The 20,012-nt window shown below is 61.9% G+C and carries 19 protein-coding genes; 12 read left to right on the forward strand and 7 right to left on the reverse strand.

Annotated features, from left to right (window positions below):
- Positions 1-160: 160 nt before the first annotated feature.
- The 3 genes from lysA to argH all read right to left on the reverse strand — a co-directional run bounded on the left by lysA (position 161) and on the right by argH (position 3,127).
- A complete protein-coding gene (gene lysA / locus AC1D06_RS07620) occupies positions 161-1,429 on the reverse strand; it encodes a diaminopimelate decarboxylase (RefSeq protein ID WP_477881865.1) in 1,269 nt (422 codons plus the stop codon).
- A 12-nt stretch (positions 1,430-1,441) separates the two neighbouring features.
- Positions 1,442-1,639 carry an LPS translocon maturation chaperone LptM gene (locus AC1D06_RS07625; protein WP_477985785.1) on the reverse strand — a complete coding sequence of 66 codons (198 nt, stop codon included), beginning with the start codon at positions 1,637-1,639 and terminating at the stop codon, positions 1,442-1,444.
- A gap of 90 nt (positions 1,640-1,729) precedes the next feature.
- Positions 1,730-3,127: an argininosuccinate lyase gene (gene argH / locus AC1D06_RS07630; protein ID WP_477985786.1), complete on the reverse strand. Its 1,398-nt coding sequence runs from the start codon at positions 3,125-3,127 to the stop codon at positions 1,730-1,732.
- A gap of 29 nt (positions 3,128-3,156) precedes the next feature.
- Here argH and tlpA point away from each other — a divergent pair, with 29 nt between their 5' ends.
- From tlpA to AC1D06_RS07680, 10 genes are all read left to right on the forward strand, one after another.
- A complete protein-coding gene (gene tlpA, locus AC1D06_RS07635) occupies positions 3,157-3,822 on the forward strand; it encodes a thiol:disulfide interchange protein TlpA (RefSeq protein ID WP_477881860.1) in 666 nt (221 codons plus the stop codon).
- Positions 3,823-3,971: 149 nt separating this feature from the next.
- Positions 3,972-5,333: an adenylate/guanylate cyclase domain-containing protein gene (locus AC1D06_RS07640; RefSeq protein ID WP_477881895.1), complete on the forward strand. Its 1,362-nt coding sequence runs from the start codon at positions 3,972-3,974 to the stop codon at positions 5,331-5,333.
- Between the two features lie 77 nt (positions 5,334-5,410).
- A complete protein-coding gene (locus tag AC1D06_RS07645; RefSeq protein ID WP_477881858.1) occupies positions 5,411-5,833 on the forward strand; it encodes a hypothetical protein in 423 nt (140 codons plus the stop codon).
- A gap of 34 nt (positions 5,834-5,867) precedes the next feature.
- Positions 5,868-6,170: a hypothetical protein gene (locus AC1D06_RS07650; RefSeq protein ID WP_477985787.1), complete on the forward strand. Its 303-nt coding sequence runs from the start codon at positions 5,868-5,870 to the stop codon at positions 6,168-6,170.
- 109 nt (positions 6,171-6,279) lie between these two features.
- Positions 6,280-7,554 (forward strand): aspartate kinase, encoded by a 1,275-nt coding sequence (locus tag AC1D06_RS07655; RefSeq protein WP_477881985.1) that lies wholly within the window; start codon positions 6,280-6,282, stop codon positions 7,552-7,554.
- An 85-nt stretch (positions 7,555-7,639) separates the two neighbouring features.
- On the forward strand, positions 7,640-9,910 hold the full coding sequence (gene ptsP / locus AC1D06_RS07660; protein WP_477881987.1) for a phosphoenolpyruvate--protein phosphotransferase: 2,271 nt from the start codon (positions 7,640-7,642) through the stop codon (positions 9,908-9,910).
- A gap of 14 nt (positions 9,911-9,924) precedes the next feature.
- On the forward strand, positions 9,925-11,004 hold the full coding sequence (gene prfA / locus AC1D06_RS07665; RefSeq protein WP_477985788.1) for a peptide chain release factor 1: 1,080 nt from the start codon (positions 9,925-9,927) through the stop codon (positions 11,002-11,004).
- The gene (gene prmC, locus AC1D06_RS07670) at positions 11,001-11,852 is read left to right on the forward strand and encodes a peptide chain release factor N(5)-glutamine methyltransferase (protein ID WP_477985789.1); all 852 of its coding nucleotides are present in this window, start codon (positions 11,001-11,003) and stop codon (positions 11,850-11,852) included. Before prfA ends, prmC begins: the two co-directional genes overlap by 4 nt.
- Positions 11,853-12,167: 315 nt before the next feature.
- Positions 12,168-13,088 (forward strand): DUF4167 domain-containing protein, encoded by a 921-nt coding sequence (locus AC1D06_RS07675; protein WP_477881989.1) that lies wholly within the window; start codon positions 12,168-12,170, stop codon positions 13,086-13,088.
- A 116-nt stretch (positions 13,089-13,204) separates the two neighbouring features.
- Positions 13,205-14,638: an amidase gene (locus AC1D06_RS07680; protein WP_477985790.1), complete on the forward strand. Its 1,434-nt coding sequence runs from the start codon at positions 13,205-13,207 to the stop codon at positions 14,636-14,638.
- A gap of 59 nt (positions 14,639-14,697) precedes the next feature.
- Here AC1D06_RS07680 and AC1D06_RS07685 read toward each other — a convergent pair whose 3' ends face one another.
- The 3 genes from AC1D06_RS07685 to AC1D06_RS07695 all read right to left on the reverse strand — a co-directional run bounded on the left by AC1D06_RS07685 (position 14,698) and on the right by AC1D06_RS07695 (position 15,940).
- Positions 14,698-15,171: a chemotaxis protein CheW gene (locus AC1D06_RS07685; protein WP_477881992.1), complete on the reverse strand. Its 474-nt coding sequence runs from the start codon at positions 15,169-15,171 to the stop codon at positions 14,698-14,700.
- 2 nt (positions 15,172-15,173) lie between these two features.
- Positions 15,174-15,443: a hypothetical protein gene (locus AC1D06_RS07690; protein WP_477985791.1), complete on the reverse strand. Its 270-nt coding sequence runs from the start codon at positions 15,441-15,443 to the stop codon at positions 15,174-15,176.
- 215 nt (positions 15,444-15,658) lie between these two features.
- A complete protein-coding gene (locus AC1D06_RS07695; RefSeq protein ID WP_477881995.1) occupies positions 15,659-15,940 on the reverse strand; it encodes a YMGG-like glycine zipper-containing protein in 282 nt (93 codons plus the stop codon).
- Between the two features lie 422 nt (positions 15,941-16,362).
- Between AC1D06_RS07695 and hemA the strand changes: the two genes are divergently transcribed.
- Both hemA and AC1D06_RS07705 read left to right on the forward strand, forming a co-directional pair.
- The gene (gene hemA, locus AC1D06_RS07700; RefSeq protein WP_477881997.1) at positions 16,363-17,577 is read left to right on the forward strand and encodes a 5-aminolevulinate synthase; all 1,215 of its coding nucleotides are present in this window, start codon (positions 16,363-16,365) and stop codon (positions 17,575-17,577) included.
- Between the two features lie 100 nt (positions 17,578-17,677).
- A complete protein-coding gene (locus tag AC1D06_RS07705; protein ID WP_477985792.1) occupies positions 17,678-18,793 on the forward strand; it encodes a serine hydrolase domain-containing protein in 1,116 nt (371 codons plus the stop codon).
- A gap of 22 nt (positions 18,794-18,815) precedes the next feature.
- On the opposite strand, the gene dxr is transcribed toward AC1D06_RS07705, so the two are convergent.
- On the reverse strand, positions 18,816-19,994 hold the full coding sequence (gene dxr / locus AC1D06_RS07710; protein WP_477985793.1) for a 1-deoxy-D-xylulose-5-phosphate reductoisomerase: 1,179 nt from the start codon (positions 19,992-19,994) through the stop codon (positions 18,816-18,818).
- Between the last annotated feature and the right edge of the window lie 18 nt (positions 19,995-20,012).

Raw genomic sequence — 20,012 nt, forward strand, 5'->3', positions numbered from 1 at the left:
CCGCCGCGTCAAACCGACAAATCCGCGACTTGGCTCGCTTTGGCCGCTCTCGATCATCCTCTGCCTTCGTTGTTCATCTCGAAGCACAAAGCATAGCATTGTTTTGGGCAAAGGCGAGGCAAACGGTCGCAGAAACCGATCACAATGGCTTTAGCCGCGTTTATTCCAGCCAGTCCGGAAGATCATCGGCGCCGATCATCTCGTCATAGGTCGGCCGGGCTCGGATGACGTGGAACTGGTTATCCTTGACCAGGACTTCCGGCACCAAAGGCCGCGAATTGTACATGCCCGCCTGCACCGCGCCATAAGCACCGGCCGAGCCGACCGACAGAAGGTCGCCCGGCTTCGGCCGCGCCATTTCGCGGTCGAGCGCAAGATAGTCACCAGTCTCGCAAACCGGGCCGACGACATCCGCCCGGATACGTGGGCTGTTCGCAGCGGGGACAGCCACCGGCGAAATCTCGTGCCAGGCTTCATAGAGCGTCGGGCGGATCAGGTCGTTCATCGCCGCATCGACAACGACGAAGGTCCGGTCCTCGGTCTCTTTCACATAGATGACTTCGGTCACCAGGATGCCGGCATTGCCGACGATGAGGCGGCCCGGCTCGGTGACGATCTTGCAGTTGAGACCGCGCAGCTGGTTCTTGACCACTTTGGAATAGGCGTCCGGGTTCGGCGGCGGATCATTGTCGAGCTTGTAGGGGATGCCGAGCCCGCCACCGATATCGACATGTTCGATATGGTGACCATCGGCCCTGAGCGTCTCGACCAGTTCACGCAGCAGCCGGAACGCGTCATCGAAGGGCTGCAGCTCGGTGATCTGGCTGCCGATATGCATGTCGATGCCGTTGACCGCGATGCCCGGCAGGGTCGCGGCGCGGGCATAGATATCGCGGGCGCGCTTGTAAGAGATGCCGAACTTGTTTTCCTTCTTGCCCGTCGAGATCTTGGCATGGGTCTTGGCATCGACATCCGGGTTGATGCGGAAGGAGACCGGCGCCTTCTTTCCCTTGGCAAGCGCCCGCTCGTTGAGCACGTCGAGTTCCGGCTCGCTCTCGACATTGAAGCAATAGATGCCGGCGTCGAGCGCAAAATCCATCTCGCGCGGCTTCTTGCCGACGCCCGAAAACATGATCCTGTCCGCTGGAATGCCCGCCGCCAGCGCCCGGCGCAACTCGCCTTCCGACACCACGTCGATGCCGGCGCCGGCGCGGCCGATCGTCTTCAGCACCGCCTGGTTGGAATTGGCTTTCATCGCATAGCAGACGAGCGAATCCACATCCGCAAAGGCTTCCTGGAACACGCGGACATGCCGCTCCAGCGTCGCGGTGGAATAGAGATAGAAGGGCGTGCCGACCGCGGCAGCGATTTCCGGCACGGGCACGTTTTCGGCGCAGAGCACGCCGTCCTTATAGTCGAAATGATTCACGGCAATGGTCCGTCAGAGAAGAGGATCGAGAAGGAAGGGACGCTCGGGGATTTTGGCTTTTTGTTTGGCGCGTCCCTCGAGGTCACCGTTTTTCACCGGCGCGTGCCCCGGCGCATAAAGCTCGGGCTTGCGGCCGCAGCCGGAAAGGGCAAGCCCCATTCCGGCGAGCACGGCGAGCGTCAGAGTGAGGGATCGGAGCGTGATCGGCATGTCGTCCTCGAACAATTGTCGGATGTTCTTAGCGAATCTCGGAAGTCTTGTGCACCCTGATTCTGCTGAACACAGAATCAAGGTCGTTGATCAATTGCGCGCCCGCCACCAGGCGATCTGCTTGCGCACTTCCTCGGGCGCGGTGCCGCCAAAACTCTTGCGCGCCGCGACCGAGGCTTCGACGGTGACGACATCAAAGACATCCGCCGTGATCTGAGGATGGATAGCCTGCAGTTCATCGAGTGGCAGATCCCACAGATCGCATGCTTTGCTTTCCGCCAGCGCCACGATCCGGCCCGTGACGTGATGCGCCTCGCGGAACGGCAGGCCGACGGTGCGCACCAGCCAGTCGGCAAGGTCAGTGGCCGTCGAATAGCCGGCGCCGGCCGCCGCCTTCATCTTCGCCTCGTTGATCGTCATGTCGCTGACCATGCCGGTCATGGCGGCAATCGCCAGTTCGAGGTTTTCGGCGGCGTCGAAGACCTGTTCCTTGTCTTCCTGCATATCCTTGGAATAGGCGAGCGGCAGGCCCTTCATGACAGTGAGTAGCGCCACCAGCGAGCCGTTGATGCGGCCGGTCTTGGCGCGCACAAGTTCGGCAGCGTCCGGATTCTTCTTCTGCGGCATGATCGAGGAGCCGGTCGAGAAGGCGTCGGAAAGGCGCACGAAACCGAATTGCGGCGTCGTCCAGATGACAATCTCCTCGGCGAAACGCGACAGATGCACGGCGCAGATCGCGGCGATCGACAAAAACTCCAGGGCAAAATCGCGATCTGACACCGTATCGATCGAATTGCGTGTCGGCTCGCGAAAACCGAGCGCCTTGGCCGTCATGTGGCGGTCGATGGGATAGGGCGTGCCGGCCAAAGCCGCGGCGCCGATCGGGCTTTCATCGAGATGTTCGATGGCATGCCGGACGCGACTGCGGTCGCGGCCGAACATTTCCACATAGGCCATGCAATGATGGCCGAAGGTCACCGGCTGCGCCGTCTGCAGATGGGTGAAGCCGGGCATGACGGTGTCGGCATGCTTTTCCGCCTTGTCGAGGAAGGCCGTGATCAGGCCGGTCAGCGCCTTCTCGGCCTTCTGCAGCTCAGCCTTGACCCAGAGGCGGAAATCGAGCGCCACCTGGTCGTTGCGCGAGCGAGCAGTGTGCAGCCGCCCCGCAGCCGGACCGATCAGGTCGGCGAGCCGTGATTCGACATTCATATGAATGTCTTCAAGTCTGCGTGAGAATTCGAACTTGCCGCTTTCAATCTCACTCTCTATCTGCTTCAAGCCGGAGACGATCTGATCGCGGTCGGCCTCGGTGATGATGCCTCGCGCGGCGAGCATGGTCGCATGCGCGATCGAACCGGCAATGTCCTGGGCGTAAAGCTTCTTGTCGAAGCCGATGGAGGCATTGATCTCCTCCATGATCGCGGCGGGACCGGCGGCGAAACGTCCGCCCCACATCTGGTTCGAAGAGTTGGAATTGCCGTCAGCCATGGCGCGCCCTGGAAAATGAGAGTGATGACATGCAGGACAAGAAGCCGAGACTTTTTCCTTCCGCAAAGCTGATCGCGATCGCGGCCGTTCTCGGCGTCCTTGCCGGTGGTGTCGCCGTTTACATGAAGGGAGGCGTCCAAAGCAATGCCGATGATGCAGCTGCGTCCATCGATTGCTCGCCGGCCGCCGCGGCCATCGCGCGCCTCTCACCCTTCGCCAAGGGGCAAGTCGCGGCCTTCGTCCCGGCCAGTCAGTCCCATGCCCTCGTCCTGCCGCCGTTCAAGGATGGCGCCGGCAAGGACGTCAAGCTCGCCGATTTCGGCGGCAAGGTGCAGCTCGTCAATCTCTGGGCCACCTGGTGCGTTCCCTGCCGCGAGGAAATGCCGGCGCTCAATGGCCTGCAGAAGGATATGGGCGGCGACAAGTTCCAGGTGACTGCGATCAACCTCGACAATGGCGATAGCGTCGACAAGCCGCGCCAGTTCATGGCCGAGACCAAGATCGATGCATTGACGCTCTTCCATGACGGCGGCCTCAGCAGCTTCAACACGCTGAAGAAGGCCGGCGTCGCCATGGGCCTGCCGGCAAGCGTGCTGATCGATTCCAAGGGCTGCATGCTGGGCGCCATGAATGGCCCGGCGGCCTGGCAAAGCGATGATGCCAAGGCGATGATCAAGGCGGCGATCGGGACTTGAACGCGGACTGAACCTGCCTTGGTGACGTCGTCGCGAGCGGATGCTAGATATGCCCTGCAACGGGGGCTCTGCTTGTGGGATTGGATTCCGTCGAACATCAACCGGACGAGGCGCGTCAGCGCGGGACTTGGATAAGTCGCTGGTTGCCAGTGGCCTGGGATCTGCGATCGACGCGTGAAGCAGACGAACGGCTGGCCGAGCGCAACCCGCATCTGGCCCGCGCGCTGGAAATCGAAAAGATGGAGGGACAGCGGATCGCGACATGGGCGCGTGCGGCTGCCTTGGCCGTCGTGGCGGTGCTGCTGATATATCTCAACCCGCGCATCGAGAGTTTATATTACGAGGCCGGACTGCTGCTGTTCGTCCTGATCGGCATCGCGCAGATGCGCGCCGCCCGCGTTGGTCAGTCGCGTCTGGAACTGGCGTTGATCACGGCAGATCTGGTGCTGCTGACGCTCATCATCACCGTGCCCAATCCGTTTTCGCGAGATTCCTGGCCGACTGCCTTCCAGTTCCGCTTCGACGGGTTCGACTATTTCTTCATCTTCCTGGCCAGTGCGACGCTCGCCTATAGCTGGCGCACGGTTCAGAGTTTCGGCTTATGGGTGGCGGTCATCTGGCTTGGTGGGATCGGCGGTGTCTGGCTGTTCGGAACCACCTATCCGGATCTGTCGGAAAAAATGCGGCAGGCGCTGGCCGGCCACGAGCGCGTGTTCGAGGCGCTCGACCCGAACAGCATCAATTTCGCCAACCGGGTTCAGGAGATGACGATCCTGGTCATTGTTGCTGTGATCCTCGGCCTGAAATCGAGGCGCGCCAGCCAATTGCTGATTCGGCAAGCAGATCTCGCCGCTGAACGGGCCAACCTGTCGCGCTATTTCCCACCTTCCATGGTCGAGGAACTGGCGCGCCGCAACGAGCCGATGGGCGGCGTGCGCTCGCAGGAAGTCGCCGTCCTGTTTGCCGATATCGTCGGCTTCACGCGCTATGCGGAGGCGCACACGCCTGCCGAGGTCATTTCGCTGCTGCGCGAGTTTCACGCCACGCTCGAAGAGGTGGTGTTTTCCCATGGCGGCACGCTCGATAAATATATGGGTGACGGTTTGATGGCAAGTTTCGGCACGCCCAACCCATCGCCATCCGATGCATCCAACGCCATTGCCGCTGCCTTCGCCATGCAGGAAAGCGTCAGGCATCTCAACGCCGAACGGACCAGCAGGGGGCTGGAAGCGATCCGGCTGTCGGTCGGTGTGCATTTCGGCTCGGTCATCCTCGGCGACATCGGCAATGCCCGGCGGATGGAATTCGCCACCCTTGGCGATACGGTCAACGTGGCCGCGCGGCTTGAGGCCGCCACGCGCAGTCTTTCCTGTGGCATCGTGGCCAGTCAGTCGGCGATGGAGGCTGTCACAGACACCGCGCTGCGCGAGCGCTACAGCCGCGACATGCGCTTCCACCAAGGCCTAGCATTGAGAGGCCGGAACGAAGCGTCCGACGTCTGGATCGCATGATCCGCGAATAATTCCCGCGTCTGAATCGTAGATCTCTCGGGACAGAAGACCAACACCTTGGATCCGGGGGGCATTCCATGAAGATGTATCTGGTTGCGATCGTCATTGCGTTCATCGGCCTGTTGATCTCCAGCGAAATCAAGGCGGCCGAGCTCTGCGGCCTCCGCTCCGATCGCGTCTTCACCGTCAAAAGCTGGAAGGTCGAACCAGCCGCAGATGACGAACTCGACTATACGATTGTGGTCAAATCCAATGACGACAAGGCAATCAAGTCCGTCGGCGGCACGATCGAATTCTTCGTCGGCAAGAAATCCATCGCCAGCACCAAGATCATCCTCTACCAGCCGGTGGCCGCACACGCGGAGGCGGAACTCGACCTCGGCGGCCCGGATGATGACAAGAGCGACAAGCTGTTGAAGCCGGGCAAGCTGAAGATCACGGCGCTGGCCTGCGTCGATAGTGTTGAGTACTCGGATGGCTCGAGCGTGATCATCAATTGATTTTCGGTCGTTTCCTGTTGATCATGCATCTCAAATGACTGACGCAGCAATCACCGACTTTATCATGCATGACGGTTCCCGGCACTTTCTGTCGCTGCCGGAATCGATGTTGTCGACAGCTTTGGTCCAGCAGATCAAAGCGATGACGGACATGCAACTCACTGAGTTTCTCGAAACCATTCCAGAAAGCTGGATCGATTTCGAGTTTCGCAGTCATGAGTTCACGATCAATAACCAATTTGGTGAATACTGGTTCTTTGTTGCCGACAGACATTGTCCGCTCGATATTCTGACCGAGATTCGCGGGCGATTTGAGACAATTCTTCTCGCCCATTGAATCCTTATCCCGCTTCCGCTAAGAGACCGCCAAATTCCACCGATCGCGGCGGATGAAAAATTTGGCATGCCTGGATTTTCGGCATGCGCGAGACCGGAACGACAGAAGCATGGCACGCATCGTGATGAAATTCGGCGGCACATCGGTCGCCAATCTGGAACGCATTCATAACGTTGCCCGCCATGTCAAACGTGAAGTCGAGGCTGGCCATGAGGTCGCGGTCGTGGTTTCGGCCATGTCCGGCAAGACCAATGAACTGGTCGCATGGGTGCAGGACACGCCGAAGACGGTTGGCGGCAACTCGCCTTTCTACGACGCGCGCGAATATGACGCCGTGGTCGCCTCCGGCGAACAGGTGACATCCGGCCTGGTCGCCATCGCGCTGCAATCCATGGGCATCAATGCCCGCTCCTGGCAGGGCTGGCAGATCCCGATCCGCACCGACAATGCCCATGGCGCCGCCCGCATCATGGATATCGACGGCACCGAACTGATCCGTCGCATGGGCGAAGGCCAGGTGGCCGTGGTTGCCGGTTTCCAGGGCCTCGGCCCGGACAATCGCGTCGCCACGCTGGGCCGCGGCGGCTCCGACACGTCGGCCGTGGCCATCGCCGCCGCCGTCAAGGCGGATCGCTGCGATATCTATACCGATGTCGATGGCGTATACACGACCGACCCGCGCATCGAGCCCAAGGCCCGCCGCCTCAAGAAGGTGGTGTTCGAGGAAATGCTGGAAATGGCATCGCTCGGCTCGAAGGTTCTGCAGGTCCGTTCGGTCGAGCTCGCCATGGTATTCAAGGTCCGCACCTTCGTGCGGTCGTCATTCGAGGATCCCGATGCGCCGGGCATGGGCGATTTCGAAAATCCCCCCGGCACGTTGATTTGTGATGAGGAAGAAGTCGTGGAACAGGAAGTCGTAACCGGCATCGCCTTTGCCAAGGATGAAGCGCAGATCTCGCTCAGGCGCGTCGCCGACCGTCCAGGCGTCTCGGCCGCGATCTTCGGGCCGCTGGCGGAATCGCATATCAATGTCGACATGATCGTGCAGAACATTTCCGAAGACGGTTCGCGCACCGACATGACCTTCACCGTGCCGACCGGCGACCTGGAAAAGGCGCTGCGGGTGCTCGACGGCCAGAAGGAAAAGGTCGGCTTCGATGTCATCCAGTCCGAATCGGGCCTGGTGAAAGTCTCCGTGATCGGCATCGGCATGCGCAGCCATGCCGGCGTCGCCGCCCAGGCCTTCTCGGCGCTTGCTGAAAAGGGCATCAATATCAAGGCGATCACGACATCTGAAATCAAGATTTCAATTTTGATCGATGGCGCCTATGGAGAACTGGCCGTTCGCACTTTGCATTCGGCCTATGGACTCGATAAGAAATAATMACGGCCGGGGGGCTGCGACAGTGGGTTGATTCTCTTGATCTGCAGCAGGCTCTTTCGGAATTGGAATTCAGAAGGGCGCTTTAGTGGTCAGAGACCTCGCACATGGTCCGCGCATCCTGCTGAGACGTTTGAGGGAGCTGTCGGCCGAGCCGCTGGAGCCGCAGGAGCGGCTTGACCGCATCGTCCGCCAGATTGCCGCCAACATGGTGGCCGAAGTCTGCTCGGTCTATGTGCTGCGCGCCGACGGCGTGCTCGAACTCTACGCCACCGAAGGCCTGAACAAGGAATCGGTCCATACCGCCCAATTGAAAATGGGCGAAGGTCTGGTCGGTACCATCGCTGCCTCCGCCCAGCCGCTCAATCTCTCCGACGCTCAAAGTCACCCCGCCTTTGCCTACCTGGTGAGCGGCGAAGAATTGTTCCACTCCTTCATGGGCGTGCCGATCCTGCGCGCCGGCCGCGCGCTCGGCGTGCTCACGGTGCAGAACCGCGCGCAGCGGCATTATTCCGACGACGAGGTCGAAGCCCTCGAAACCGTGTCCATGCTGCTGGCCGAAATGGTGGCCAGCGGCGGCCTGAAAAAGCTGACCAGGCCTGGCGAGGAACTCGATCTCACCAGACCCGTCATGGTGGACGGCGAAGCCTATGGCGACGGTATAGGCCTCGGCTATGTCGTGCTGCACGACCCGCGCGTGGTCGTCACCAACCTGCTGAACGACGATGTCGATCTCGAGCTCAACCGGCTCGGCGAAGCGCTGGGCTCGCTGCGCATTCACATCGATGACATGCTGTCGCGCCGTGAAGTTTCGATGGAAGGCGAGCATCGGCAGGTGCTGGAAGCCTACCGCATGTTCGCGCATGACCGCGGCTGGGTGCGCAAGCTCGAAGAAGCGATCCGCAACGGCCTGACCGCCGAGGCGGCCGTCGAGCGTGTGCAGAGCGAGACCCGCGCCCGCATGATGCGGCTGACCGACCCCTATCTGCGCGAGCGGATGCACGATTTCGACGATCTCGCCAATCGCCTGCTGCGACAGTTAGCCGGCTTCGGCGCCCACACCGCGACCGCCGACAAGTTCCCCAACGACGCGATCATCATTGCCCGCAACATGGGCGCGGCGGAACTGCTCGACTATCCGCGCGCCAATGTCCGCGGCCTGGTGCTCGAAGAGGGTGCGGTCACCAGCCATATCGTCATTGTCGCCAAGGCCATGGGCATTCCGGTCGTCGGCCAGGCGGCGGGTGTCGTGGCGCTGGCTGAAAAGGGCGACGCCGTGATCATCGACGGCGAGGATGGCAAGGTTCATCTCCGTCCCGCCCAGGATGTACAGAAAGCCTATGAGGAAAAGGTCCGTTTCCGCGCCCGCCGGCAGGAGCAGTTCCGGGCGCTCAGGTCGGTCGAGCCGCTGACGCGCGACGGCAAGCGCATCAGCCTCAACATGAATGCCGGCCTGCTGGTCGACCTGCCGCAATTGGCCGAATCCGGTGCCGAGGGCATTGGCCTGTTCCGCACCGAACTGCAGTTCATGATCGCCTCGACCATGCCGAAGGGCGAGGAACAGGAAGATTTCTATCGCAATGTCATCAAGCAGGCAGGCAACCGTCCCGTCACATTCCGCACGCTCGACATCGGCTCCGACAAGGTCGTCCCCTATTTCCAGGCGATCAAGGAAGAGAATCCGGCGCTCGGCTGGCGGGCAATCCGCCTTGCGCTCGACCGGCCCGGTCTGCTCAGGACCCAGTTGCGTGCGCTGCTGAAAGCCGCAGGGGGTACCGAGCTCAAGATCATGATCCCGATGGTCACCGAGGTCGAGGAGATGCGCAAGGTACGGGCGCTGATCCAGAAAGAGGTCCAACATCTCTCCAAGTTCGGCCATCAGCTGCCGCGCAAGCTGCAATATGGCGCCATGCTGGAAGTGCCGTCGCTGCTCTGGCAGCTCGACGAGCTGATGATGGAAGCGGATTTCGTCTCCGTCGGCTCCAACGACCTGTTCCAGTTCGCCATGGCCGTGGATCGCGGCAATCAGCGGGTTTCCGATCGTTTCGACAATCTGGGCAAGCCCTTCCTCAGGCTGCTGCGCGACATCGTCCGCGCCGGCGAACGCAATGGCACGCCGGTGACGCTGTGCGGCGAGATGGCCGGCAAGCCGATCTCGGCCATGGCGCTGATCGGCATCGGCTTCCGCTCGGTGTCGATGTCGCCGGCCTCGATCGGTCCGGTCAAGGCGATGCTGCTCGGCCTCGATGCCGGGGCGCTATCGCGCACGCTCAACGAGGTGCTGGACGACAAGACGTCCAACATACCGGTGCGGGATATCCTCAAGCGCTTTGCTGAATCGCACAATATTCCACTTTAGCTCCTGGATTTCCCTTGGCCACTTTACCCGTCGACAAGATGAAGGAACTCGAACGCCGTTTTGCGGAGGTCGAGGCGCGCATGGGCGAAGGCCCGGCGGCGGATGTCTATGTCAAGCTGGCCGCCGAATATGCCGAACTGCAGCCGGTGGTCGCCAAGATCGGCGCCTATACCGGCGCCGTCGACGAGCTGGCCGGCCTCAGGACCATGCTCAATGATTCCTCCACCGACAAGGACATGCGCGACCTCGCCGAAATGGAACTGCCTGACGTGCAGGAGCGCATCGAAGCGCTTGAAAAGGACCTGCTGATCGCGCTGCTGCCCAAGGATGCCGCCGACGAACGCAGCGCGATCCTCGAAATCCGCGCCGGCACCGGCGGCAACGAAGCGGCTTTGTTTGCCGGCGACCTGTTCCGCATGTATGAGCGCTATGCCTCCACCCATGGTTGGAAGGTCGAAATCCTCTCCGAAAGCGAGGGCGAAGCCGGTGGCTACAAGGAAATTATCGCCGAGATTTCCGGCCGCGGCGTGTTCTCCAAGCTGAAATTCGAATCCGGCGTGCACCGCGTCCAGCGCGTGCCGGAGACCGAATCGCAGGGCCGTATCCACACCTCCGCCGCCACCGTCGCCGTGCTTCCAGAGGCCGAGGATATCGATATCGAGGTCCGCGCCGAGGATATCCGCATCGACACCATGCGCTCCTCCGGCGCCGGCGGCCAGCACGTGAACACCACCGATTCGGCCGTGCGCATCACCCATCTGCCGACCGGCATCGTCGTCACCAGTTCGGAAAAGTCGCAGCATCAGAACCGCGCCAAGGCCATGGCGGTGCTGCGCTCACGGCTCTACGACATGGAACGCCAGCGCGCCGACAGCGCCCGTTCGGCCGACCGCAAATCGCAGGTCGGCTCCGGCGACCGGTCGGAGCGCATCCGCACCTATAATTTCCCGCAGGGACGGCTGACCGACCACCGCATCAACCTCACCCTCTATTCGCTCGACCGGATCATCGCAGGCGAGCTCGACGACGTCGTCGACGCCCTGATCGCAGACTATCAGGCAGCCGAACTCGCCCGGCTCGGCTCGGACGCATGACGACGCTCGACGAGATGATGGCGCATATCCGCAACCGCTTCGCGGTGGCGGGGATAGAGGATCCGGCAGCGGAGGCGCGCATCATTGTCGGTGGATTGCTGGACCTGGAGCGCGTCGATTTCATCACCAGGGGTGATGAACATCTTGCTTTGCAGGACGAGACCCGCATCCATGAGGCCGTCGGCCGCCGTGTAAGTGGTGAGCCGCCCTATCGCATTCTCGGCAGGCGGTCCTTCTACGGGCTGGAATTCAAGCTGAGCAAGGACACGCTCGAACCGCGTCCCGACACCGAGATTCTGGTCGACGCCGTGCTGGATGCGCTGAAAGGCCGCGAGGCCGAGCCGCTGTCCATCATCGATCTCGGCACCGGCACGGGCGCTATCGTGCTGGCGCTCCTGTCGCAATTGCCCCATGCCCGCGGCACCGGCGTCGATCTTTCGCCGGCTGCACTGGCCACAGCTAAGGAAAACGCTGCACTCAACGGCCTCGCCGACCGTTTCGAGGTGCGGCAAAGTGACTGGTTCGAAAATATTTTCGGCACCTATGATGTAATTGTCTCCAACCCCCCCTACATTGCGGGCAAGGTTATTCCATCGCTCGATCGCGAGGTGCGTGATTTCGATCCGCTTCTCGCATTGGATGGCGGCGAAGACGGGCTTGATGCCTATCGTGCGATCGCTTCCGCAGCGAAACCGTTTCTCAAGGAAAATGCGCTGGTTGCGGTAGAAACCGGGTTTGACCAGCGCCGTTCCGTCGAGGAGATTTTCCAGAATCGCGGTTTTGTCCTGACAAAAGCGTGGAAGGACTATGGCGGCAATGACCGAGCGCAGGTTTTCCGGACGGGATAGTTGAAATGACGGCGGAAAAACCTGCTTTTTTGGAGCTCTGCCGGAAGAAAGGGCTTGGAATTACCAAAAAAGCGGTCTAGGTTCCCGATCAAGCACCGGGCGGCCATCCCATGAATCTTCAAGTGGAAGAGGGATCGCCGGTTTGGGTTACCTCAGCAAATTGCCGGTTTTTTCAGGTTCGGTGCGGGACTCTGGATTTTTGGAGATTATTCCGGGATCAGCGGCGTCCAGCGGCGCTCAGGCGAAGTCTGTGCATTGGAATGAGCGAATGCGGGCAAACGCAAAATGAACATCTACATATAGGTGAGTGGATTGATGAGGCCTGGTCAACAGAAGCAGCGCAGCCGCGGCCGTAGTAACAACGGCAGCAGCGGCGGTGGCAACAACCATAACAATAACAACAACAATATGAACCGGAAGGGCCAGAATCCGCTGACGCGGACCTATGACAGTTCTGGTCCGGACGTGAAGATTCGCGGCACCGCGCAGACGATCGCCGAGAAATACATGGCGCTGGCCCGCGATGCTTCCAGCTCCGGCGACCGCGTCATGGCCGAGAACTATCTTCAGCATGCCGAGCACTACAACCGCATCATCGCCGCCGCCCAGGCCATGTACCAGGAACGGTACCAGCAAAACGACCGGCAGGATTACAGCGATCGCGACGAGGACGATACGGACGGTCAGGGCAACGATTCGTCGGGCGCCGATATGGGGCAGCCGCATATCGAGCAGCCGCAGCCGCAGATGCAGCAGTCCCGCGAGCGCGATCAGCAGCGTCAGTCGGACCGTCCGCAGCAAAACGAGCGGCCGCAGCAGCACGAACGTCAGCCTCAGCATGAGCGCCCGCCCCAACAGCAGCATGAGCAGCGCCCGCCGCGCGAACCGCGCCCGCCACGTGACAATCAGCAGCCGCGCCAGCCGCGTGAGGAGCGTCAGCCGCGCGAGGTCGTCCAGGCCGCCGAAGCGCAGCCGCAGCCCATTGTCGTCGAGCAGCCGCGCATGGAACAGCCGCGTGTGGTTGTGATCGACGAATCGACGCCGCAGCCGGTGATCGAAGGCACCCCCGCCGAAGTGCAGATCGAGGCCGAAACCTCGACGCAGGAAGCAGCCGCCGCAACGCCCGCGCGGCGCCGTGCCGCCGGCCGCCCACGCCGCACGCCGCGCGCCGCWGCCGACAAGGCCGAGGCCGCCTCGGAGACCCCGGCGGAAGTGCCGGCCGAACCGGCTGAGTAACGGACCCCCTATACTATCGGATAAAGGGCCGCGTCGCTAAGACGCGGCCCTTTGCATTTCCGGTGGGCCGTTGCCATGATCCTCCGATCCAAGGCAATCGCATGGGAGGAATGATGATGGTGACCGCCGATCTGAAAGCACTCTATACCGGGAGTGACGCGCTCGACCTGGCCGCACTGGTCAAGTCGCGAAAGGTTTCGCCGGCGGAGATGGTCGAGACGGCGATCGCGCTGATCGAAGAACACGACCCGAAACTCAATGCTGTCGTCATTCGAACCTTCGACATGGCGCGTCAGGCGGCAGTCAATCCGCCTGCGGGACCATTCTCCGGCGTGCCCTTCCTGCTCAAGAATATCGGCTCGCTGTGGAAGGATACCCCGCTGACGGCCGGTTTTCCTTTCCTGCGTGACTATCGCTGCCCGGAAGACAGCGAGCTCTCGCGTCGCATCAAAGCGGCCGGCTTCCTGCTGCTCGGCCGCACCAACACGCCCGAGGGCGGCTGGTGCATCGGTTCGGAGCCGAAAATGTATGGCCCGACGAAGAATCCCTGGAACGAGGCGATCACGCCGGGCGGATCGAGCGGCGGCGCCGCTTCCGCCGTGGCGGCACGGCTCGTTCCGCTCGCGGAGGGTTCGGATGGCGGCGGCTCGATCCGCGTGCCGTCGTCCTGTTGCGGCCTGGTCGGCCTGAAACCGTCACGCGGCCGGATCACGCTCGGCCCGCAGGTCGCTGATGCTCTCCATGGCGGCGCGCTGACCTTCTGCATCACGCGGACGGTGCGCGACGCAGCGGCCTATCTCGACGCCACCGCCGGTGGCCTGCCGGGCGATCCCTATGATGCAGCCAGGCCCGCCGCCGCATGGCTCAGCCAGATCGCCGGCGGCCCCGGTCGGCTGCGAATCGGCTATACGCTGAAACCCGCCTGGGGTGCGTCCCTCGCGCCGGAGGTAGCCGATACGCTGCTGTCGAGCTTGCGCCTCCTCGAAAACCTCGGACATATCGTCGAGGAGCATGATCTCGGCATCGAGCTCAAGCCGGTCTGGGATGACTATAACATCGTCGTCGCCGGCGAGTTGGCCGCCGAATATGAACAATTCCCGTCCATGGCCGGTCGTGACATCGCGCTCGAGGAATACGCGCTAATCAACCGCGCCATTGTCGAACGCGGCAGGGCGCTTTCTGCAATCGGCCTGTCTAAGGCGATCGCCGCCAACCGGCTTGCCACGATGCGGATCGCCGCCGACCTCGCGCCCTATGACATCTTCCTGACGCCGACGCTGACGCAATTGCCGCGGCCGCTCGGCTACTGGTCGATGGAAGCGACCGATCTCGAAGACTATCTCGATCGCTGGCAGGACGCCGGCTACATGTTCGCCTTCAATGTCTCCGGCCTGCCGGCCATGTCGCTGCCGATGGCGGTGACTGAGGAGAATATTCCCGTCGGCATGCAGATCGTCGGCCGCCATGGCGACGAATCGACCCTGCTACGCCTGGCCCAGCAGATGGAAACCGAAGTCCAATGGCACAAACGCCGGCCACCAGGGTACTGAAACGCAAAATCCCCCGCAGACGATCCCGCGAGGGATTTTGAAACAGGCTGCTATGTCGATCAGGCCGCGATGGCTTCCTGGTCGTGGAACATCTTGGCGAGGTTGAGGAAGCAGATCATGCCGTTGTCGCGAGCGATGATGCCGTCCGTGTAAGCCTTGTCGAACGAGGTGGTGATTTCGGGCGCCGGCTGGACTTCCGAACTCTTGATCGTCAGGATATCCGAAACGCGGTCGACCAGCATGCCGATGATCATGCTGCGAACCTCGGTGACGACGATGGCCGAGCGCTCGTTGGCGGCCGTCGACGGCATGCCGAGCTTATAGGCAAGATCGATGATCGGGATGACCGTGCCGCGCAGGTTCATGACGCCGACGACATCTTTCGGTGCATGTGGGATCGGCGTCGACGGCGCCCAGCCGCGGATTTCGCGGATCGTCGTCGTCTTGACGCAGAATTCCTGGTCGTGCAGGCGGAACGCGATGATTTCAAGCGTATCGGTTTCGAAAATCGCGGTCGAATTCGCGTTGGCCATTCCTAAAACTCCTCCCAGCTCTCAGCTGTGTGAGCGATTGCGGCATTGCCATGGCTGGCAAGTGCCCGTACGGGTTTCTGCGGCTTCGGCCGGGCGGGTACCGCGGCCGGCTTGGCGTCCTGTCGCACTGGGGCGGGTGCAGCTTTCAGTGGCTCGCCGGTCCTGGACGTTGCGAGCAACCGGTTGAGCGCGTCGACCTCGGTCGCCAGATTATGGCTCGCGGCGGTCGATTCTTCCACCATGGCGGCATTCTGCTGTGTGCCTCGGTCCATAGTTATAACAGCTTCGTTAATTTCCTTTAAACCGGCGGCCTGTTCGCGGGTCGATTCGACCATTGCGGCCGATATCCTGCACCTGGGCAAGCGCGCGCACTTCCTGGGCGACGGCGGCAAAGCCCCTTTTAAACTTTTCAAGCGCCCAAAAGCACAAGGGGCTCGATTCGCACGCGAATCGAGCCCCTTCGTATTTTATTCCGTTCGAGCGTCGCTCAGTAGCGGACGACGACCCGGGTGCGGGCACGCCAGCCGGGCGGGCAATCGTCGATATATTTCCGGCCCCAACGGTCGCGGTAGTAGCACTGGCCCGGCTGGGCTGTCACCGCGCCGAGCACGCCGCCGATGGCGGCCCCGAGTGCGGCGCTGCGGACGTTGTTGCCAAGCAGACCGCCGATGATCGCGCCCGAAGTGGCGCCCACTGCGGCACCCTGTTCCGTCTGCGTGCAGCCCGCGACCGTCAAAGCCGCGAGAAGAACTGCAATTGCCTTATACATATAGAATGCCTCCGTCTGAATGCCGCCCACCGGACGGCTCAGGATAAGTCCCTTCTGCCCCGATCTCTCAAGTCGCCGAAGCCCAGACGCGAGCGCTAGTGAGCAAAAAAGGTCAGAATGTGAAATTGTTTCGAGGCAATAGACAAATATTTCATTAACCTTAAGGAAACGTAAACCCGAGCCCCGCATGATTGGCCGGGCGACAGGCGCCGATGTCTGGCCCCTACCCCCCCGAATAGCCATGTTCATTGCGCCGTCTTGATGTCGGTCAAAGCGGCGCAGCCTTATGTATTCCAGACATAGTATGGGCTTCACCGCATATTGATGCGTTGTTACGCCGCGGAAGAGGATGAATTCATCGGGCAGGGGTTGACCGTTGGAATGATTCCAAACAAAACAGTCGGTGAATTTTGGAGACTGAGATGGAATTCGAAGCATTTTTCAAGGACGCGCTCGACGGCCTGCATAAGGAAGGCCGCTATCGTGTCTTTGCCGATCTCGAACGCAAGGCAGGGCAATTTCCCAAGGCAGTGCGCCACACCGAGAACGGCCAGCAGGAAGTGACCGTCTGGTGCTCCAATGACTATCTCGGCATGGGCCAGCATCCCAAAGTGATCGCGGCCATGAAAGAGGCGATCGATGCCTGCGGCGCCGGCGCCGGCGGCACCCGCAACATATCCGGCACGAATCACTATCACGTTCTGCTCGAACGCGAGCTTGCCGACCTGCACGGCAAGGAAGCGGCCCTGCTGTTCAATTCCGGCTATATGTCCAACTGGACCACGCTTTCGACCCTCTGTTCGAAGATTCCGGGAACAATCGTGTTCTCGGACGCCGGCAACCACGCTTCGATGATCGAAGGCATCCGCCATTCGAAATGCGAGCGCGTGATCTTCAAGCACAATGATCTCAACGACCTCGCGGAAAAACTCGCTGCCGCTGATCCCAGGGCACCGAAGATCATCGCCTTCGAATCGGTCTATTCGATGGATGGCGACATCGCCCCGATCAAGGCGATCTGCGACATCGCCGATCAATTCGGTGCAATGACCTATCTCGACGAAGTCCACGCCGTCGGTCTGTACGGCCCGCGCGGCGGCGGCATTGCCGAGCGCGACGGCCAGATGCATCGGCTTACCGTCATCGAAGGCACGCTCGGCAAGGCTTTCGGCGTCATGGGTGGCTATATTACCGGCTCGGCGGCACTCTGCGACTTCATCCGCTCGTTCGCTTCCGGCTTCATCTTCACCACCTCGCTGCCGCCGGCGATCGCTGCCGGCGCGCTGGCCTCGATCCAGCATCTCAAGGCAAGCCCGTTCGAGCGCGCCCGACATCAGGACCGAGTTCGCAGGCTGCGCGCTTCGCTCGATGCTGCCGGCATTCCGCACCTCGTCAATCCGAGCCATATCGTGCCGGTCATGGTCAAGGACGCGGCCAAGTGCAAATGGATCTCCGACCTGCTGCTCGACAATTTCGGCGTCTATGTCCAGCCGATCAATTATCCGACAGTGCCGAAGAAGACCGAGCGGCTGCGCATCACGCCGGCCCCCTATCATTCAGACGCGGATATAGAACACCTCGTCAACGCGCTCCATTCACTGTGGTCGCAATGCGCGCTGGCTCGCGCCGTCGCCTGACGAAAAGAGCCTTTCATGGCTGGTGAAAGGCTCTGAGGCCGGCTTGCCTTCCGAGTGCGGATCGTCTTGAGATGATCCGCATTTTGTTTGTGGGGCAAGCATGGAATACCGCATCAATCAACTCATCGATCATGCGCTCGCGGCGAACCGCGTTACAGGCACCGTGGTCCTCGTTTATCGCGACGGCGAACCCGTCTTTCGCCGCGCCGCCGGCTTTGCCGACCGCGAGGCTTGCAAACCTGTCGGCTTCGACAGCATCTTCCGGCTCGCCTCGGTGACCAAGCCGCTGGTCGTAGCGACCGCGCTCGCCATGGTCGAACGCGGTCTGCTTAGCCTTTCGGACACGGCAGCCAGTCACTTACCATGGTTTCATCCACGCCTCGAAACCGGCGAAGTGCCTGATATCACCGTCCATAATCTCCTCACCCACACATCCGGCCTGACCTACAATCCGGCGCTCGAACGACTGCCGCCGGAAATGGCGGTCAGTCTCGGCCTTTCTGACACCGACCTCGATTTCGAGGCGAATTTCAGCCGCTTGAATGCCGTGCCCCTGCCCTTCCGGCCCGGCAACCAATGGGCTTACGGGCCATCGATCGACGTGCTGGGCGCCATCATTGCCAAGCTCCATGGCGGCACTCTGGAAGAGGCCGTGGTTCACCACGTCTGCGCCCCGCTCGGCCTCGCCGACACCCGCTTCCACGTCACCGATCCCGAGCGGCTGGCGGTGCCCTATGCCGACGCCATTCCGATCCCGATCCGCATGCCCGATCCCTGGACGTCGGCAGACGGCGATGGCTGGACGATTGCCTTCTCGCCGTCGCGCATCTTCAATCCAAAGGCCTATCAATCCGGCGGCGCCGGCATGGCGGGCACGGCCGGCGAGATCATGACCTTCCTCGAAGCCCTGCGGCTCGGCGGCCGGAGCATCCTCAAGCCGGAGACGGTGGACATGGCTTTCACCAACCAGATCGGCGCGGTCAATCGCGACGAACCCGGTGTGAAGTTCGGCTATTTCGGCGCCGTGGTCGAGGACCCGGCGGCGGCTGGCACACCGCAATCAAGAGGCACCATTTGCTGGGGCGGCGTCTATGGCCTCAACTGGTTCATCGACAGGGAAAATGCGCTGAGCGTGCTGTCGGTCACCAACAATGCGCTGGAGGGCTGCATGGGAGAGTATCCGGCGAGGATTACGGAGGCGGTGTACGGGGTTTGATGGCGGTAGCAGCACGATGGCCTCACGCCGCCGCAGCCGTCCTCTCGACGATCTCGCCCGCCAACCGCCGCGCCTCGGCATCCGCTGCAAACACATCCTGCATGGAGGCAGCCGCTGCCACCGACGCCATCGCCTCCATCACGCTTTCGGTGATCTCGGCCATATCGAGAAAGCCGGTCCGACCCTCGATGAAAGCCTCCAGCGCCACCTCCTTGGCGGCATTCAGTACGGCACCCTGCACGCCACCGCGGCGCATCGCCACGCGGGCGAGCCGCATGGCCGGGAAACGCGCTTCGTCCGGCGCCTCGAAATCGAGCCGCGCCAGCTTGGCGAAATCGAGCCGTTCGACGGCGAGGTTCGGCCGGCGGGGATGGCTGAGCGCATAGCCAATGGCTGTGCGCATGTCCGGGCAGCCGAGCTGAGCCAGCACCGAGCCATCGGTATAGCCGACCATGGAGTGGATGACCGATTGCGGATGCACGATCACCTCGATCTGCTCCGGCGCGACCGAAAACAGATGCTTCGCCTCGATCATCTCCAGCGCCTTGTTGAACATCGAGGCGGAATCGATCGAGATCTTCAGGCCCATCGACCAGTTGGGATGGGCACGTGCCGCCGCCGCCGTAACGTTGGCCATCTGCTCACGGCTCCAGGTGCGGAACGGCCCGCCGGAAGCGGTGAGCACGATCCGCTCCAGTGCATGCCGCTGGTTTTCCTCGAGCACCTGGAAAATCGCATTGTGTTCGCTGTCGACCGGGATCAGCTTGCCGCCACCGGCCTGCACGGCTTTTAGGAAAAGATCGCCGGCGGAGACCAGGCATTCCTTGTTGGCGAGCGCAATGTCGGCACCGCGCTTCGTCGCGGCCAGCGTCGGCGCCAGCCCTGCCGTGCCGACGATTGCCGCCATGACCCAGTCGGACTGCATCTCGGCCGCCTCGACCAGGCCGTTCCTGCCGGCAGCAACCGCGATATCGGTATCGCTCAAAGCATCCTTGAGATCATAATAGCGGCCGTCGTCGGCGGTGACCACGAGACGGGCTCCCGACACGCGCGCCTGGGCGGCCAGCAGTGCGATATTGCCGTTGCCGGTGAGTGCCGCGACCTCGATCCGGTCGTCGCCCTTGAGCTGGGAGAGCACGTCGAGCGTGCTGCAGCCGATCGAGCCGGTGGAACCGAGAATGGTGATCGTGCGCGCGCTCATGTTCCCGATTGCCTTTTC

It is taken from the genome of Rhizobium sp. P2_G2 (genome assembly GCF_056403555.1).

Coding starts and splice junctions, on each gene's coding strand:
- AC1D06_RS07685 (WP_477881992.1), bottom strand. CDS start 15,171: ATGGCCAACGCGAATTCGACCGCGATTTTCGAAACCGATACGCTTGAA.
- AC1D06_RS07690 (WP_477985791.1), bottom strand. CDS start 15,443: ATGGACCGAGGCACACAGCAGAATGCCGCCATGGTGGAAGAATCGACC.
- hemA (WP_477881997.1), top strand. CDS start 16,363: ATGGAATTCGAAGCATTTTTCAAGGACGCGCTCGACGGCCTGCATAAG.
- AC1D06_RS07705 (WP_477985792.1), top strand. CDS start 17,678: ATGGAATACCGCATCAATCAACTCATCGATCATGCGCTCGCGGCGAAC.
- argH (WP_477985786.1), bottom strand. CDS start 3,127: ATGGCTGACGGCAATTCCAACTCTTCGAACCAGATGTGGGGCGGACGT.
- AC1D06_RS07680 (WP_477985790.1), top strand. CDS start 13,205: ATGGTGACCGCCGATCTGAAAGCACTCTATACCGGGAGTGACGCGCTC.
- dxr (WP_477985793.1), bottom strand. CDS start 19,994: ATGAGCGCGCGCACGATCACCATTCTCGGTTCCACCGGCTCGATCGGC.
- AC1D06_RS07650 (WP_477985787.1), top strand. CDS start 5,868: ATGACTGACGCAGCAATCACCGACTTTATCATGCATGACGGTTCCCGG.
- AC1D06_RS07695 (WP_477881995.1), bottom strand. CDS start 15,940: ATGTATAAGGCAATTGCAGTTCTTCTCGCGGCTTTGACGGTCGCGGGC.
- AC1D06_RS07655 (WP_477881985.1), top strand. CDS start 6,280: ATGGCACGCATCGTGATGAAATTCGGCGGCACATCGGTCGCCAATCTG.
- AC1D06_RS07625 (WP_477985785.1), bottom strand. CDS start 1,639: ATGCCGATCACGCTCCGATCCCTCACTCTGACGCTCGCCGTGCTCGCC.
- tlpA (WP_477881860.1), top strand. CDS start 3,157: ATGCAGGACAAGAAGCCGAGACTTTTTCCTTCCGCAAAGCTGATCGCG.
- prmC (WP_477985789.1), top strand. CDS start 11,001: ATGACGACGCTCGACGAGATGATGGCGCATATCCGCAACCGCTTCGCG.
- AC1D06_RS07645 (WP_477881858.1), top strand. CDS start 5,411: ATGAAGATGTATCTGGTTGCGATCGTCATTGCGTTCATCGGCCTGTTG.